The organism is Arsukibacterium tuosuense (assembly GCF_900215315.1).
In the GTDB taxonomy this organism is placed as follows: domain Bacteria; phylum Pseudomonadota; class Gammaproteobacteria; order Enterobacterales; family Alteromonadaceae; genus Alishewanella; species Alishewanella tuosuense.
Window position 1 is genome coordinate 1 of record NZ_OBEB01000012.1, and the last position, 13,435, is coordinate 13,435.

Genomic DNA, 13,435 nt, shown 5'->3' on the forward strand with positions numbered 1-13,435 from the left:
CTCATACTGATTTTTTTCGTTTACACGAACATCATTATAAGTGCCCACACAGATAATTGATTGCTAATTGTTAAAGAGCGTGCTTCAAACTCGTTGTTACAAGAGTGAAGCGAGAACCGCTTGCGCCATTCTCAGTAGTCTTTCTCAGTCGTTTGCTGCGTTGCCGCTGCCCCGTCTGTGGATGCGCATTATAGAGATCCCACAAACATGATCAAGATCTTTTTTACAGAATGATGACTGACCGGGTGTTTTTTGTGCAATAAGCAGAAATAAACGGCAAATAGACCAGAATTCAGGCAGTTATTCAGGTAACTCTTTAAACTGAGTGAGTTCCGGTACTACCTTACGCGGCCGCTGCAATTCATGTTGGTAGATCAATTGACCCAGTTGGCGCATAAACGGCTTGGCAATTTCATTAAGCTGATAATTGTCGTCATTAAGAGTATCGTTTTCGTTAGCGTAAATTACCGCCATCAGCATAAACTCGATATTTTTATTTGTATCTACAATATAAGCACCGTCGATCGCATGCCCATAGGCCCAACCCGTTTTGTTAAATATTCTCAAATGACTGGGTATTGCTGGTTGATCCTGCCCGCCGACCAGCAAAAACTTGGCATAATTATCAGGATACTCTTCGCTATCATAGGCGGGATAGTGCACAGACGCAGGAGCAATTCCCATATACTTAATAACAAACAAACGATCTTGCTCACTAATATCAAATTGCTGTGCTGAACTAAATGATTGCGGGAAGAATATCCTTTGCAGTACTCCGGCATAGTCGGCAACAGAAAAGCGATTTTTATCACTGAAGTCCATTGGTTGATCGACCAGTTCACCATTTGCGATATGTGCTTTTCCTAGCATTGGGCTGGCTTGGTTTACAAAGCGTGTTTCACTGCTGCGAGCCGGTAACGACAATATAGGTTTGCTTTGCTCATCAACAAAACGGATAGGATTATAATGCCTTTGCTCCAGCTCCGGTAAAGGCAAGCTGAGACGATGATTGATAACAGTATTTGTTAAGCCTTTATCGTGTAGCTGACTATTAATGTATTCCTGACCTAATAGCTCATAAAGCCTGTTATATGCGTCGTTATCGCTAACCAACAGAATTTTCTTTATATAATGCGCAACGCTAGGCAGTTTATTCTCTGCAGTTTCATCTGCCAAAGCTTCTGTCTGGACTGGCCTGCTACTGTCAGTGAACATTGTAGTTTTTCTATTTACGCCAGGTTGCTGATGTTGATTCAGCCATTGCAACGCCAACAGTGATACCGGCAATTTAACCGTACTCGCTGGGTAATAATAGCGTGACTCATCGAGCCCGAATTGATAATGAATAAACTCGACTTTATTATCTGGTTTGCGGTCAATCTGGGTGTAGAGGATTTGTACTTTAAAGAGTTCGGGGGTTGCCAGAACCTTATTAAGCACATCGTGCTGACCTGTTGTAGTCGCCAGCAATGGGGCAAGGTCATGACAGTTTCCAATGCTAAGCTCGGCGCAGCCAGCTGCCTTAACATAATATGACGATGGAAATATCGACATGACTGTTATAAGCAGATTACGAATTAATTGCATAGAACTTCACCAATCAACCGGAATATTCTAGCTTAGTCATTTTTCTGCTGAATAACAAACAGGCATAAAAAAACCGGGCAAAAGCCCGGTTTTTACTTTGAGATTAGCTTACTCAGCAGCAGTTTCTTCAACTGGCAGAGCGTCCACTTCAGGACGGTCAACTAACTCGATGTAGCACATTGGTGCATTGTCGCCGGTACGGAAGCCACACTTCATAATACGAGTGTAACCACCTGGACGCGCGTTGTAACGCGGGCCTAAAACGTTGAACAACAAACCAACAACTTCTTTATCACGAGTACGGGCAAAAGCTAAACGGCGGTTTGCAACGCTGTCGTTTTTGGCCAGGGTGATCAATGGTTCGATCACACGACGTAACTCTTTAGCTTTTGGCAAAGTCGTTTTGATGATTTCGTGCTTCACCAACGAGCTTGCCATGTTGCGGAACATTGCAGTACGGTGGCTGCTATTCCGATTTAATTGACGACCACTCTTGCGATGGCGCATGATCTATTCCTTCTCACTAAACCAGGAACTGGTGTCTGGTTAGTCTTTATTTACCAAACTAGCTGGCGGCCAGTTTTCCAGGCGCATGCCCAGAGATAAACCCCGCGACGCCAACACGTCTTTGATTTCGGTAAGTGACTTCTTACCAAGATTAGGCGTTTTCAGCAACTCAACCTCGGTACGTTGTACCAGATCACCGATATACTGAATCTGCTCTGCCTTCAAGCAGTTAGCAGAACGAACTGTTAATTCTAAATCATCAACTGGACGCAACAGAATCGGATCAAACTCCGGCTTCTCTTCACGTTTTTCCGGCTCACTCTTATCGCGCAATTCAACAAAGAATTCCAGCTGTTCAGCCATAATTGTTGCTGCACGACGAATGGCTTCCTCAGGCTCAACAGTGCCATTGGTCTCCATATCGATGATCAGCTTATCCAGGTCGGTACGCTGTTCTACCCGAGCCGACTCAACGGTGTAAGCAATGCGCTCAACCGGACTGAACGACGCGTCTAATAACAGACGACCTATCGGACGTTCGTCATCATCAGAGGACAAACGAGCTGATGCAGGCACATAACCGCGACCACGCTCAATCTTAAGGCGCATACTGAACTCAGTTTCACCCGTCAGATTACAAATAACGTGCTCAGGGTTAGTAATAACCACACCGTCGCCACGCTGGATGTCTCCAGCAGTTACAGGGCCGGCACCTTTCTTCGTTAAAGTCAGCGTGACTTCATCTTTGTCTTCCAGGCGAACGGCAAGGCCTTTGAGGTTCAGAAGGATATCAATGATATCTTCCTGTACGCCCTCTTTGGCACTGTACTCATGGAGCACGCCGTCGATTTCTACTTCAGTCACTGCACAACCTGGCATTGACGATAACAGAATACGACGTAACGCGTTGCCCAAGGTATGCCCGAAACCGCGCTCAAGTGGTTCCAAAGTAACTTTGGCACGAGTTGGGTTGATCCTTTCGATACCAACTAATCTCGGCTTAAGGAATTCGGTGACAGAACCCTGCATATATCCTCTCTTAACAATTAGCTTTACTTAGAGTAAAGCTCGACGATTAACTGTTCGTTGATGTCCGCAGACAAGTCAGAACGCTCAGGCAGACGTTTGAAAACGCCTTCCAGCTTCGTGTTGTCAACTTCGATCCAAGTTGGCTTCTCACGTTGCGCTGCTACTTCAAGAGCTGCACTGATACGTGCTTGCTTCTTGGCTTTCTCGCGCACAGAGATCACTTGTTCAGGTAATACAGTATACGATGGGATGTTCAGCACTTTGCCATTCAATAAAATAGCTTTGTGGCTTACCAGCTGGCGTGCTTCAGCACGAGTACTGGCCAGACCCATACGGTATACCACGTTGTCAAGACGAGACTCTAACAACGCTAACAGGTTTTCACCGGTATTACCTTTCAAACGAGCAGCTTCTTTATAGTAATTACGGAACTGCTTCTCTAACACGCCGTACATACGACGTACTTTTTGCTTCTCGCGTAACTGTAAACCGTAGTCTGATAAGCGACCGCGACGTGCGCCGTGCTGACCAGGAGCAGTTGTTAAGTTACACTTTGAATCAATTGCCCTTACGCCGCTTTTCAGGAACAGGTCTGTACCTTCGCGACGACTAAGTTTGAGCTTAGGACCCAAATATCTTGCCATCTTCTTTCTCCAATAATCCGTGAAGCGCTGTAATTACACGCGACGTTTTTTAGGGGGACGGCATCCGTTATGCGGGATAGGCGTCACGTCGGTGATATTTGTAATGCGGTATCCAGCGGCGTTCAGTGCACGAATCGCTGATTCGCGGCCTGGGCCAGGACCATTTACAAACACTTCAAGGTTCTTAAGACCATATTCTAACGCAGCAGTACCAGCACGTTCAGCAGCTACCTGAGCAGCGAACGGCGTTGACTTACGCGAGCCACGGAAACCTGAACCGCCAGAAGTTGCCCAGCAAAGAGCGTTACCCTGACGATCGGTGATCGTAACGATGGTATTGTTGAAAGAGGCATGGATATGAGCCATACCGTCAGAAACTTGCTTTTTTACCCGTTTACGAGTACGAACTGGTGCTTTTGCCATGTTATTACCCCGTCCTATTTCTTAATCGCTTTGCGTGGACCTTTACGGGTGCGCGCATTGGTCTTAGTTCTCTGACCACGAACTGGCAGACTACGACGGTGGCGTAAGCCACGGTAACAACCAAGATCCATTAAACGTTTAATGTTTAATGTCACTTCACGGCGTAAGTCACCTTCAACGGTGTACTTAGCAACTTCGTCACGAAGCGTATCTAACTGCGCATCAGATAATGCAGCAATTTTCATACTTTCTTCGATACCCACAGCAGCTAAAATTGATTTAGCGCGGGTTTTACCGATACCATAAACATAAGTTAAAGAGATAACTGCATGTTTATTATCGGGGATGTTAATGCCAGCGATACGGGCCACTAACGTTCTCCTATAAAAAATTAAAAGGTGCCAATTTGAAAAGCCCGTAAGGATACTCAAATGGCGCTCATATTGCAAACAATTAACGGGCCGAACGCAATGTTCAGCCCGATAAACTGTTTTCTACCTTAACCCTGGCGCTGTTTGTGCTTAGGTTCACTGCAGATAACACGCACAACATTGTTGCGCTTGATAACTTTGCAGTTACGGCAGATCTTCTTAACGGAAGCTCGTACTTTCATAACTTAACTCCGCAAATATATCTTAACGGCTATAACCTTTAAGATTTGCCTTTTTAAGTACAGAATCATACTGATGCGACATCAGATGGGTCTGTACCTGTGCCATAAAGTCCATAATTACCACCACGATAATCAGTAAAGATGTACCGCCGAAGTAAAATTGCACATTCCATGCAACCATCATGAACTCGGGAACCAAACAGATAAAAGTAATATACAAAGCACCTGCTAAGGTTAACCGGGTCATCACTTTATCAATGTATTTTGATGTCTGCTCACCAGGACGGATCCCAGGGATAAAAGCACCGGATTTCTTCAGGTTGTCTGCTGTATCACGCGGATTAAACACCAACGCGGTATAAAAGAAACAGAAGAAAATGATAGCCGCCGAGTATAACATCATATACAGCGGTTGTCCCGGAGATAAAGCTAGCGACACTTCCTGGAGGAAGTTCGCAACCATACCTTCGCCTGCACCAAACCAACTGGCAATAGTGCCTGGAAACAGAATTATGCTAGAAGCGAAAATTGGTGGTATAACCCCGGCCATATTCACCTTTAACGGTAAATGGCTGCTTTGCGCGGCAAACACCTGACGGCCCTGCTGACGCTTAGCATAGTTAACCACAATACGACGCTGGCCGCGTTCAACGAACACCACAAACCAGGTAATCGCAATTACAATCACACCAATAGCGACTAAAAGTAAAAAGTGCAAATCGCCCTGACGTGCCATCTCAATCGTCTGGCCAATGGCAGACGGGAAGCCAGCAACAATACCGGTAAAAATAAGCAGCGAAATACCATTCCCAATACCACGTTCGGTAATTTGCTCACCTAACCACATTAAAAACATGGTGCCGGTTACCAAACTTATGATCGCAGTGAAGTAAAATGCAAAACCCGGATTAAGCACTAATCCCGGCATCATATTTGGTAAGCCAGTGGCTATACCAATAGACTGCAGTATTGCTAAACCTAATGTACCGTAACGGGTATACTGATTAATTTTGCGCTTACCTGCTTCGCCTTCTTTTTTCAGCTCTGCCAGATGCGGATGCATCACGGTTAACAGCTGAACAATAATTGAAGCAGATATATAGGGCATAATACCCAGCGCAAAAACAGAAGCCCGTTCAAGTGCACCACCGCTGAACATGTTGAACATTTCAACGATGGTGCCTTTTTGTTGCTCGAATAACTGAGCCAGCACGTTGGCGTCAATTCCAGGAATTGGCACAAAGGAGCCTAACCGAAAAACGATTATGGCCAAAAGTACAAATAACAGGCGGGATTTCAGCTCGCTGAATCCGCCTTTTGCACCTCTTGAGTCCGAACCTGGTTTAGCCATAGCGTACTATCCTTATTATTCTTCGACTTTACCGCCGGCGGCTTCGATGGCTGCGCGCGCGCCTTTAGTTACGCCTAAACCTTTTACAGTTACCGGACGAGTAAGCTCGCCAGACAGCACAACTTTAGCGAACTTAACAGTACGAGAGATAATATTAGCTTCCATTAAGGTTGCTAAATCAACGACGTCACCATTAACTGCAGCCAGCTCGTGTAACCGAACTTCAGCAGAAACCAGAGATTTCTGTGAAGTGAAACCGAACTTAGGTAAACGTTGTTTTAAAGGCATTTGACCGCCTTCGAAACCAGGGCGCACTTTACCGCCTGAACGTGACTTCAGACCTTTGTGACCGCGACCTGCAGTTTTACCTAAGCCAGAACCGATACCACGGCCTACGCGTTTTTTATCTTTCTTTGCACCTGGTGCGGGAGAAAGTGTATTTAAAAGCATCTTTTACTCCTCCACTTTAACCATGTAATACACAGCGTTAATCATGCCGCGAACTGAAGGTGTATCTTCAACTTCAACAGTATGGTTAATACGGCGCAAACCTAAACCCGATAACGATGCACGATGCTTCGGTAAACGACCGATGCTCGATTTAGTCTGGGTTACTTTAATTGTCTTCTTCGCCATGGCAAATTACCCCAAAATGTCATCAACGCGTAAACCGCGTTTAGCTGCCACTTGTGCCGGTGACTTCACTGAAGCCAGGGCATTGATGGTAGCGCGAACTACGTTAATTGGGTTAGTTGAGCCGTAACACTTAGACAGAATGTTCTGGATGCCCGCTACTTCCAATACGGCGCGCATTGCACCGCCAGCGATCAAACCAGTACCTTCTGATGCAGGCTTCATAAAAACATTAGAGCCTGAGTGCACACCACGAGTTGGGTGGTGTAAAGTGTGACCATTTAACTCAACCTGGGTCATGTTGCGACGTGCTTTTTCCATTGCTTTTTGAATAGCAGCGGGTACTTCACGTGCTTTACCATAACCGAAACCAACGCGGCCGTTGCCGTCACCGACTACTGTCAATGCAGTAAAGGAGAAAATACGACCACCTTTAACTACTTTTGACACGCGGTTTACTGCAACAAGCTTCTCTTGTAAATCAGATTGTTGTTTAGCTTCTTCGTTAGCCATGAGCTACTCCTAGAACTGAAGACCGGCTTCACGTGCTGCGTCTGCTAACGCCTGCACGCGACCATGATACTGGAAGCCACTGCGGTCAAAAGCACAAGCAGTAACGCCTTTGGCTACTGCACGTTCGGCAATCGCTTTACCTACAGCCTTTGCAGCATCTACGTTACCTGTGTACTTCAATGATTCACGAATAGTTGCTTCTGCAGTAGAAGCAGCAACGATCACTTCAGCATTTGGTGCGATAAGCTGGGCGTAGATGTGACGTGGTGTACGGTGTACAACCAGGCGATTCGCACCTTGTTCGATAATGTTTCTGCGAGTGCGTTTGGCACGGCGCAGACGAGCAAGTTTCTTATCCATCGTCTTACCCTACTTTTTCTTCGCTTCTTTACGACGCACGTTTTCATTCGCATAACGAACACCTTTGCCTTTATAAGGCTCTGGTTTACGGTATGCCCGGATGTTTGCAGCAACTTGACCAACTAATTGTTTGTCAGCACCTTTTACCAAGACCTCAGTCTGGGTAGGCGTTTCGATAGTGATACCTTGCGGGATCTCGAAAACGACCGGGTGAGAAAAGCCCAGGCTCAGGTTTAATACCTTACCTTCTGCTTTTGCACGATAACCAACACCAACTAATTCCAGTTTCTGAGCGAAACCTTCACTAACACCTGTTACCAGGTTATTGATCAATGCACGGGCAGTACCCGCTTGTGCGTTTGCATTTTCGAAACCGTCGCGCGGATTGGTACGTAAAACGTTACCTTCGACAACGATCTCAACTGCAGGGTTAACGTTAACCGTTAACTCGCCGTTTTTGCCCTTCAGCGTCACAACCTGGCCGTTTTGCGTTAAAGTAACGCCGGTTGGTATAGTGACTGGGGCCTTAGCAACACGAGACATAGATTACTACCTCCGTTACGCTACGTAGCCGATGATTTCGCCACCGATACCAACCTTGCGCGCGGCGCGGTCAGTCATTAGTCCTTTAGATGTTGACACAATGGCCACACCTAAACCGCCCATTACCTTAGGTAAATCGCCGCTCTTCTTATAGATTCGCAGACCTGGACGACTAACACGATCGATAGTCTCAATAACTGATTTGCCCTGGAAATACTTTAACGTAACTTCCAGCTCTGGCTTAACATCACCAGACACAGCGAAATCGCCGATGTAACCTTCGTCTTTTAATACTTTCGCGATTGACAACTTCAATTTTGAAGATGGCATTTTAACCGCAACTTTGTTGGCAGCTTGGCCGTTGCGGATGCGAGTAAACATATCCGCTACTGGATCTTGCATGCTCATAGCTCGTTACTCCCGTGATTCTTACCAGCTAGCCTTACGAAGGCCAGGAATTTCACCGCGCATAGCTGCTTCACGAACCTTGATACGGCTCATTCCGAACTTACGCAGATAACCATGTGGACGACCTGTTACACGACAACGGTTACGTTGACGTGAAGGGCTGGAATCACGCGGCAACGTCTGTAGCTTCAGAACTGCTGCCCAACGGTCTTCGTCAGAAGTCGCTGGATTCGCAATCAGGTCTTTCAGCTCATGACGCTTTGCAGCGAATTTGGCTACCAGTTGTGCACGCTTTACTTCGCGAGCTTTCATTGATTGTTTTGCCATGACCCTACACCTTATTTCTTGAACGGGAAGTTAAACGCGGCAAGTAAAGCACGTCCTTCGTCATCGCTACGGGCGGTAGTCGTAATCGTGATATCTAAACCACGTACTGCGTCTACTTTGTCGTAATCGACTTCTGGGAAAATGATTTGCTCACGTACACCCATGCTGTAGTTACCACGGCCATCAAATGACTTCGGGTTTACACCGCGGAAGTCACGGATACGTGGGATAGCAATAGAGACTAAACGCTCTAAAAAATCCCACATACGCTCGCCGCGCAGGGTCACTTTTGCGCCAATAGGGTAGCCTTCACGGATTTTGAAACCAGCTACAGATTTACGAGCCTTAGTGATAAGTGGCTTTTGGCCAGCAATAGCGGTTAAATCCGCTACGGCGTTATCAAGGATCTTTTTATCTGCAACCGCTTCACCCACACCCATATTGAGCGTGATTTTAACAATCCGAGGGACTTGCATGACGCTGGTGTAGCCAAACTGTTTAAACAGTTCTGGGACTACGGTGTCTTTATAAATTTCATGCAGTTTCGCCATCGTATTACTCCAATAGTAATTAGATTACTTCATTATTCGATTTGAAGAAGCGAACTTTCTTGCCATCTTCAAAACGGAAACCTACGCGATCAGCTTTACCCGTTGCTGGGTTAAAAATCGCTATATTTGAAACATGAATAGAGGCTTCTTTCTCAACGATGCCACCCGGGGTATTAAGCGCAGGAACAGGTTTCTGATGCTTTTTTACCAGGTTGACGCCTGAGATATAAACACGGTTTTCAGAAAGTAATACTTTCGTCACTTTGCCGCGTTTGCCCTTGTCCTTACCAGTAAGAACAACCACCTCATCATCACGACGGATTTTACTAGCCATTGTGACTCCTTACAGTACTTCTGGTGCCAGTGACACGATCTTCATAAACTTATCGCCACGAAGTTCACGTGTTACAGGGCCGAAAATACGTGTGCCGATCGGTTCCAGCTTAGTGTTTAACAACACTGCTGCATTGCGATCAAAACGGATTAATGACCCGTCCTGACGACGTACGCCTTTGCGTGTACGCACCACCACTGCATTCAGAACGTCACCTTTTTTAACCTTACCGCGAGGAATTGCTTCCTTAACAGTAATTTTAATGACGTCACCAATTGCGGCATAACGGCGATGCGAACCACCTAAGACCTTAATACACATTACGCTGCGCGCGCCGCTGTTGTCTGCGACTTCCAGCATAGATTGCATCTGGATCATCTTAGTGCTCCGCTATTCTACTATATAGCCCTCTCGGACTACGCTGCTTACGATAATAAATACCCCCCAGATAGAAGGGCGCGTGATTATAACAGCACTTTTACCAAATGGATAGTTTAATAATAAAAAACGGCCCTACTGGGCCGTTTCTTTCAGTGACTTAAAAATTAAGTCGCTGATTCAACTACCGCTACCAGCGTCCAGGACTTAGTCTTGGACAGAGGACGACATTCACGGATTGTGACAACATCGCCTTCATTACACTGATTGGTTTCGTCATGTACGTGCAGTTTGGTAGTACGTTTAATGAATTTCCCATAAATAGGGTGCTTCACAGAACGTTCGATAGCAACAGTGATAGACTTATCCATCTTGTTACTGATCACTTTACCTTGCAGCGTACGGATATTCGCTTCAGTCATTACGCACCTGCCTTCTCGGTTAAGATAGTCTTAACGCGCGCGATATCACGACGCACCTGCTTCAATAAATGTGTCTGAGCTAACTGACCAGTAGCTGCTTGCATGCGCATATTGAATTGCTCACGTAACAGACCTAATAATTCAGCGTTTAACTCTTCTACACTTTTCGATTTTAATTCGCTGGCTTTCATCACATTACCGTCCGCGTTACAAAGGTTGTCTTAAATGGAAGCTTAGCAGCAGCAAGCGTAAATGCATGACGCGCTAACTCTTCAGACACACCGTCCATTTCGTACAGAACTTTGCCAGGTTTAATCTGACATACCCAGTACTCAACAGAACCTTTACCACTACCCATCCGTACTTCCAGCGGCTTAGCAGTAATTGGCTTATCTGGGAACACACGGATCCAGATTTTACCAACACGCTTAACAGCCCGCGTCATAGCACGACGTGCAGATTCGATTTGACGTGAAGTCATTTGACCACGTTCTAATGATTTCAGTGCATAAGTACCGAAAGATACTTTATCGCCTACCTGGGCTAAACCACGGTTACGACCTTTGTGCACTTTACGAAATTTTGTACGTTTTGGTTGCAACATCGCTCAATACCCCTACTTAGCCTTACGTGCCGGTTTTTTCGGCGCTTTAGGCTGGTTGTTATTGTTAGCGTTGTTGGTGTTGCTGCTTAATGGCAGAGCTCCTAAGATCTCGCCTTTAAAAATCCACACCTTAACACCAATGATACCGTAAGTAGTTAAAGCTTCTGAGGTGTTGTAATCAATGTCAGCGCGCAGGGTATGCAGTGGCACACGACCTTCACGATACCATTCATCACGGGCAATCTCAGCGCCGCCTAAACGGCCACTTACCTGCACCTTGATACCTTTAGCGCCAATCCGCATTGCGTTTTGTACTGCGCGCTTCATAGCACGACGGAACATAACACGACGCTCTAACTGGCTGCTGATTGAGTCAGCGACTAATTTGGCATCTAATTCAGGCTTGCGGATTTCAGAGATATTGATCTGCGCAGGTACGCCGGCAATAGCGGCAACTTGCTTGCGGATCTTCTCAACGTCTTCACCTTTCTTACCGATAATTACGCCTGGACGAGCAGTGTGAATAGTCACACGGATGCTTTTCGCAGGACGCTCAATATCAATCCGGCTTACTGAAGCGGCTTTCAATTGCTTCGTCAGGTACTGACGAACTTTGTAGTCACCGTTTAAGAAATCCGGGAAATCTTTTGTATTCGCGAACCAGGTTGAGCTCCATGGCTTAGTGATACCTAGGCGAATACCATTAGGATGTACTTTCTGTCCCATTTCTATCTCCTAGTTATCAGCTACAACCACAGTGATGTGGCTGGTGCGCTTAACAATACGGTCAGCACGACCCTTAGCGCGTGGCTTAATCCGTTTCATTGAAGGACCTTCATCGATGAAGATGGTCTTCACTTTCAACGTATCAATATCCGCACCTTCGTTGTGCTCAGCGTTGGCAATGGCTGATAAAAGAACCTTTTTAACTAACTCAGCAGCTTTCTTAGGGCTGTAAGTCAGTACGTTCAGCGCCTTATCGACTGACATTCCACGCACCTGGTCAGCGACCAGACGGGTTTTCTGTGCAGAAGAACGGGCAAATTTGTGTTTAGCTAATGCTTGCATCATTTACCCCTTAGCGCTTCTTGGCCTTTTTGTCGGCTGCATGACCACGGTAAGTACGAGTAGGTGCAAATTCACCTAACTTGTGACCAACCATCTCTTCCGAGACAAACACCGGTACATGTTGACGACCATTATGGACAGCGATGGTCAAACCGATCATATCAGGTATGATCATTGAACGACGGCTCCAAGTCTTTATAGGCTTCTTGTCACCGCTTTCCAACGCTTTCTCTACCTTCTTCAGCAAGTGAAGGTCAATAAATGGACCTTTCTTGAGAGAACGTGGCATGGCAATTCCTCACAAATTATTTATCACGACGACGTACGATAAGTTTATCAGTACGCTTGTTTGAACGAGTTTTGTAGCCTTTAGTTGGTACGCCCCATGGAGTAACAGGGTGACGACCACCAGAAGTCTTACCTTCACCACCACCGTGTGGGTGGTCAACCGGGTTCATTACTACACCACGTACGGTTGGGCGAATGCCGCGCCAGCGCATAGCACCAGCTTTACCGTATTGACGTAACATGTGCTCGGCATTACCGATTTCACCGATAGTCGCGCGACAATCTGCTAATACTTTACGTACTTCGCCGCTACGCAGACGCAGAGTGACATACTCACCGTCGCGTGCCAGGATCTGTACGAAAGCACCGGCTGAACGAGCCAGCTGGCCGCCTTTACCTGGTTTCATTTCGATATTGTGTACAACCTGACCTACCGGGATATTCCGCAGTGGCAAAGTGTTACCCGCTTTAATTGGCGAGTCCATACCAGAAATGACTGAATCACCAGCTTTCAGGCCTTTAGGGGCCAGAATGTAACGACGCTCACCGTCTGCATACAGTACTAAAGCAATGTTAGCGGTACGATTTGGATCGTATTCTAAGCGTTCTACTTTAGCCGGAATGCCGTCTTTAGTGCGTTTGAAGTCGACAACACGATAATGTTGCTTATGACCACCACCGATATGACGGGTAGTGATACGACCTTTGTTGTTACGACCACCAGTTTTAACGTTCTTCTCTAACAAAGGAGCATAAGGCTTGCCTTTGTACAGGTCAGGGTTAACCACTTTTAATACGTGGCGACGACCTGGTGACGTAGGTTTACACTTTACAAGTGCCATTTCCTAACTC

General features: G+C 46.3%; 25 protein-coding genes. All 25 read right to left on the reverse strand.

The window, feature by feature from the left end; all coding sequences use genetic code 11:
* Positions 1 to 300 precede the first annotated feature (300 nt).
* Positions 301 to 1,587: a serine hydrolase gene (locus CRO03_RS18050; RefSeq protein ID WP_097113076.1), complete on the reverse strand. Its 1,287-nt coding sequence runs from the start codon at positions 1,585 to 1,587 to the stop codon at positions 301 to 303.
* 108 nt (positions 1,588 to 1,695) lie between these two features.
* Positions 1,696 to 2,094: a 50S ribosomal protein L17 gene (gene rplQ / locus CRO03_RS18055; RefSeq protein WP_046555286.1), complete on the reverse strand. Its 399-nt coding sequence runs from the start codon at positions 2,092 to 2,094 to the stop codon at positions 1,696 to 1,698.
* Between the two features lie 39 nt (positions 2,095 to 2,133).
* Complete coding sequence (locus CRO03_RS18060) at positions 2,134 to 3,123, reverse strand: DNA-directed RNA polymerase subunit alpha (RefSeq protein ID WP_019677739.1); 990 nt, start codon at positions 3,121 to 3,123, stop codon at positions 2,134 to 2,136.
* A gap of 23 nt (positions 3,124 to 3,146) precedes the next feature.
* Positions 3,147 to 3,767: a 30S ribosomal protein S4 gene (gene rpsD / locus CRO03_RS18065; protein ID WP_019677738.1), complete on the reverse strand. Its 621-nt coding sequence runs from the start codon at positions 3,765 to 3,767 to the stop codon at positions 3,147 to 3,149.
* A gap of 33 nt (positions 3,768 to 3,800) precedes the next feature.
* Positions 3,801 to 4,190, reverse strand: a complete 390-nt coding sequence (gene rpsK, locus CRO03_RS18070; protein ID WP_019677737.1) for a 30S ribosomal protein S11 — start codon at positions 4,188 to 4,190, stop codon at positions 3,801 to 3,803.
* A gap of 14 nt (positions 4,191 to 4,204) precedes the next feature.
* A complete protein-coding gene (gene rpsM / locus CRO03_RS18075; protein ID WP_019677736.1) occupies positions 4,205 to 4,561 on the reverse strand; it encodes a 30S ribosomal protein S13 in 357 nt (118 codons plus the stop codon).
* A 128-nt stretch (positions 4,562 to 4,689) separates the two neighbouring features.
* On the reverse strand, positions 4,690 to 4,803 hold the full coding sequence (gene rpmJ, locus CRO03_RS18080; protein ID WP_008950799.1) for a 50S ribosomal protein L36: 114 nt from the start codon (positions 4,801 to 4,803) through the stop codon (positions 4,690 to 4,692).
* Positions 4,804 to 4,825: 22 nt separating this feature from the next.
* Positions 4,826 to 6,154: a preprotein translocase subunit SecY gene (gene secY / locus CRO03_RS18085; protein ID WP_046559227.1), complete on the reverse strand. Its 1,329-nt coding sequence runs from the start codon at positions 6,152 to 6,154 to the stop codon at positions 4,826 to 4,828.
* A gap of 15 nt (positions 6,155 to 6,169) precedes the next feature.
* Positions 6,170 to 6,604 carry a 50S ribosomal protein L15 gene (gene rplO / locus CRO03_RS18090; RefSeq protein WP_019677734.1) on the reverse strand — a complete coding sequence of 145 codons (435 nt, stop codon included), beginning with the start codon at positions 6,602 to 6,604 and terminating at the stop codon, positions 6,170 to 6,172.
* Between the two features lie 3 nt (positions 6,605 to 6,607).
* A complete protein-coding gene (gene rpmD / locus CRO03_RS18095; RefSeq protein ID WP_097113077.1) occupies positions 6,608 to 6,790 on the reverse strand; it encodes a 50S ribosomal protein L30 in 183 nt (60 codons plus the stop codon).
* Between the two features lie 6 nt (positions 6,791 to 6,796).
* On the reverse strand, positions 6,797 to 7,300 hold the full coding sequence (gene rpsE / locus CRO03_RS18100; RefSeq protein ID WP_019677733.1) for a 30S ribosomal protein S5: 504 nt from the start codon (positions 7,298 to 7,300) through the stop codon (positions 6,797 to 6,799).
* Between the two features lie 9 nt (positions 7,301 to 7,309).
* Positions 7,310 to 7,660, reverse strand: coding sequence for a 50S ribosomal protein L18 (gene rplR, locus CRO03_RS18105; protein ID WP_019677732.1), 351 nt, complete (start codon positions 7,658 to 7,660; stop codon positions 7,310 to 7,312).
* A gap of 9 nt (positions 7,661 to 7,669) precedes the next feature.
* Entirely contained in the window at positions 7,670 to 8,203 is a 534-nt protein-coding gene (gene rplF, locus CRO03_RS18110) for a 50S ribosomal protein L6 (RefSeq protein ID WP_097113078.1), read from the reverse strand.
* Between the two features lie 15 nt (positions 8,204 to 8,218).
* The gene (gene rpsH, locus CRO03_RS18115; RefSeq protein WP_097113079.1) at positions 8,219 to 8,611 is read right to left on the reverse strand and encodes a 30S ribosomal protein S8; all 393 of its coding nucleotides are present in this window, start codon (positions 8,609 to 8,611) and stop codon (positions 8,219 to 8,221) included.
* 21 nt (positions 8,612 to 8,632) lie between these two features.
* Complete coding sequence (gene rpsN, locus CRO03_RS18120) at positions 8,633 to 8,938, reverse strand: 30S ribosomal protein S14 (protein WP_019677729.1); 306 nt, start codon at positions 8,936 to 8,938, stop codon at positions 8,633 to 8,635.
* A gap of 11 nt (positions 8,939 to 8,949) precedes the next feature.
* A complete protein-coding gene (gene rplE / locus CRO03_RS18125) occupies positions 8,950 to 9,489 on the reverse strand; it encodes a 50S ribosomal protein L5 (protein ID WP_019677728.1) in 540 nt (179 codons plus the stop codon).
* 19 nt (positions 9,490 to 9,508) lie between these two features.
* Positions 9,509 to 9,823, reverse strand: coding sequence for a 50S ribosomal protein L24 (gene rplX / locus CRO03_RS18130; protein ID WP_097113080.1), 315 nt, complete (start codon positions 9,821 to 9,823; stop codon positions 9,509 to 9,511).
* 9 nt (positions 9,824 to 9,832) lie between these two features.
* Positions 9,833 to 10,201, reverse strand: coding sequence for a 50S ribosomal protein L14 (gene rplN, locus CRO03_RS18135; protein ID WP_019677726.1), 369 nt, complete (start codon positions 10,199 to 10,201; stop codon positions 9,833 to 9,835).
* A gap of 167 nt (positions 10,202 to 10,368) precedes the next feature.
* Positions 10,369 to 10,623, reverse strand: coding sequence for a 30S ribosomal protein S17 (rpsQ, locus tag CRO03_RS18140; protein WP_097113081.1), 255 nt, complete (start codon positions 10,621 to 10,623; stop codon positions 10,369 to 10,371).
* Positions 10,623 to 10,814 carry a 50S ribosomal protein L29 gene (rpmC, locus tag CRO03_RS18145; protein ID WP_019677724.1) on the reverse strand — a complete coding sequence of 64 codons (192 nt, stop codon included), beginning with the start codon at positions 10,812 to 10,814 and terminating at the stop codon, positions 10,623 to 10,625. The genes rpsQ and rpmC overlap by 1 nt, the downstream gene beginning before the upstream one ends.
* Positions 10,814 to 11,227 (reverse strand): 50S ribosomal protein L16, encoded by a 414-nt coding sequence (rplP, locus tag CRO03_RS18150; RefSeq protein ID WP_019677723.1) that lies wholly within the window; start codon positions 11,225 to 11,227, stop codon positions 10,814 to 10,816. The genes rpmC and rplP overlap by 1 nt, the downstream gene beginning before the upstream one ends.
* A 12-nt stretch (positions 11,228 to 11,239) precedes the next feature.
* Positions 11,240 to 11,953 carry a 30S ribosomal protein S3 gene (rpsC, locus tag CRO03_RS18155; protein WP_019677722.1) on the reverse strand — a complete coding sequence of 238 codons (714 nt, stop codon included), beginning with the start codon at positions 11,951 to 11,953 and terminating at the stop codon, positions 11,240 to 11,242.
* 9 nt (positions 11,954 to 11,962) lie between these two features.
* On the reverse strand, positions 11,963 to 12,295 hold the full coding sequence (gene rplV / locus CRO03_RS18160; protein WP_097113082.1) for a 50S ribosomal protein L22: 333 nt from the start codon (positions 12,293 to 12,295) through the stop codon (positions 11,963 to 11,965).
* A gap of 10 nt (positions 12,296 to 12,305) precedes the next feature.
* Positions 12,306 to 12,584, reverse strand: coding sequence for a 30S ribosomal protein S19 (gene rpsS / locus CRO03_RS18165; RefSeq protein WP_019677720.1), 279 nt, complete (start codon positions 12,582 to 12,584; stop codon positions 12,306 to 12,308).
* Positions 12,585 to 12,600: 16 nt separating this feature from the next.
* Positions 12,601 to 13,425 carry a 50S ribosomal protein L2 gene (gene rplB / locus CRO03_RS18170; RefSeq protein WP_019677719.1) on the reverse strand — a complete coding sequence of 275 codons (825 nt, stop codon included), beginning with the start codon at positions 13,423 to 13,425 and terminating at the stop codon, positions 12,601 to 12,603.
* Between the last annotated feature and the right edge of the window lie 10 nt (positions 13,426 to 13,435).

Bases quoted from the DNA above. Each gene is read 5' to 3' on its own strand.
- CRO03_RS18050 (WP_097113076.1), bottom strand. From the start codon at position 1,587: ATGCAATTAATTCGTAATCTGCTTATAACAGTCATGTCGATATTTCCA.
- rplQ (WP_046555286.1), bottom strand. From the start codon at position 2,094: ATGCGCCATCGCAAGAGTGGTCGTCAATTAAATCGGAATAGCAGCCAC.
- CRO03_RS18060 (WP_019677739.1), bottom strand. From the start codon at position 3,123: ATGCAGGGTTCTGTCACCGAATTCCTTAAGCCGAGATTAGTTGGTATC.
- rpsD (WP_019677738.1), bottom strand. From the start codon at position 3,767: ATGGCAAGATATTTGGGTCCTAAGCTCAAACTTAGTCGTCGCGAAGGT.
- rpsK (WP_019677737.1), bottom strand. From the start codon at position 4,190: ATGGCAAAAGCACCAGTTCGTACTCGTAAACGGGTAAAAAAGCAAGTT.
- rpmJ (WP_008950799.1), bottom strand. From the start codon at position 4,803: ATGAAAGTACGAGCTTCCGTTAAGAAGATCTGCCGTAACTGCAAAGTT.
- secY (WP_046559227.1), bottom strand. From the start codon at position 6,154: ATGGCTAAACCAGGTTCGGACTCAAGAGGTGCAAAAGGCGGATTCAGC.
- rplO (WP_019677734.1), bottom strand. From the start codon at position 6,604: ATGCTTTTAAATACACTTTCTCCCGCACCAGGTGCAAAGAAAGATAAA.
- rpmD (WP_097113077.1), bottom strand. From the start codon at position 6,790: ATGGCGAAGAAGACAATTAAAGTAACCCAGACTAAATCGAGCATCGGT.
- rpsE (WP_019677733.1), bottom strand. From the start codon at position 7,300: ATGGCTAACGAAGAAGCTAAACAACAATCTGATTTACAAGAGAAGCTT.
- rplR (WP_019677732.1), bottom strand. From the start codon at position 7,660: ATGGATAAGAAACTTGCTCGTCTGCGCCGTGCCAAACGCACTCGCAGA.
- rplF (WP_097113078.1), bottom strand. From the start codon at position 8,203: ATGTCTCGTGTTGCTAAGGCCCCAGTCACTATACCAACCGGCGTTACT.
- rpsH (WP_097113079.1), bottom strand. From the start codon at position 8,611: ATGAGCATGCAAGATCCAGTAGCGGATATGTTTACTCGCATCCGCAAC.
- rpsN (WP_019677729.1), bottom strand. From the start codon at position 8,938: ATGGCAAAACAATCAATGAAAGCTCGCGAAGTAAAGCGTGCACAACTG.
- rplE (WP_019677728.1), bottom strand. From the start codon at position 9,489: ATGGCGAAACTGCATGAAATTTATAAAGACACCGTAGTCCCAGAACTG.
- rplX (WP_097113080.1), bottom strand. From the start codon at position 9,823: ATGGCTAGTAAAATCCGTCGTGATGATGAGGTGGTTGTTCTTACTGGT.
- rplN (WP_019677726.1), bottom strand. From the start codon at position 10,201: ATGATCCAGATGCAATCTATGCTGGAAGTCGCAGACAACAGCGGCGCG.
- rpsQ (WP_097113081.1), bottom strand. From the start codon at position 10,623: ATGACTGAAGCGAATATCCGTACGCTGCAAGGTAAAGTGATCAGTAAC.
- rpmC (WP_019677724.1), bottom strand. From the start codon at position 10,814: ATGAAAGCCAGCGAATTAAAATCGAAAAGTGTAGAAGAGTTAAACGCT.
- rplP (WP_019677723.1), bottom strand. From the start codon at position 11,227: ATGTTGCAACCAAAACGTACAAAATTTCGTAAAGTGCACAAAGGTCGT.
- rpsC (WP_019677722.1), bottom strand. From the start codon at position 11,953: ATGGGACAGAAAGTACATCCTAATGGTATTCGCCTAGGTATCACTAAG.
- rplV (WP_097113082.1), bottom strand. From the start codon at position 12,295: ATGCAAGCATTAGCTAAACACAAATTTGCCCGTTCTTCTGCACAGAAA.
- rpsS (WP_019677720.1), bottom strand. From the start codon at position 12,584: ATGCCACGTTCTCTCAAGAAAGGTCCATTTATTGACCTTCACTTGCTG.
- rplB (WP_019677719.1), bottom strand. From the start codon at position 13,425: ATGGCACTTGTAAAGTGTAAACCTACGTCACCAGGTCGTCGCCACGTA.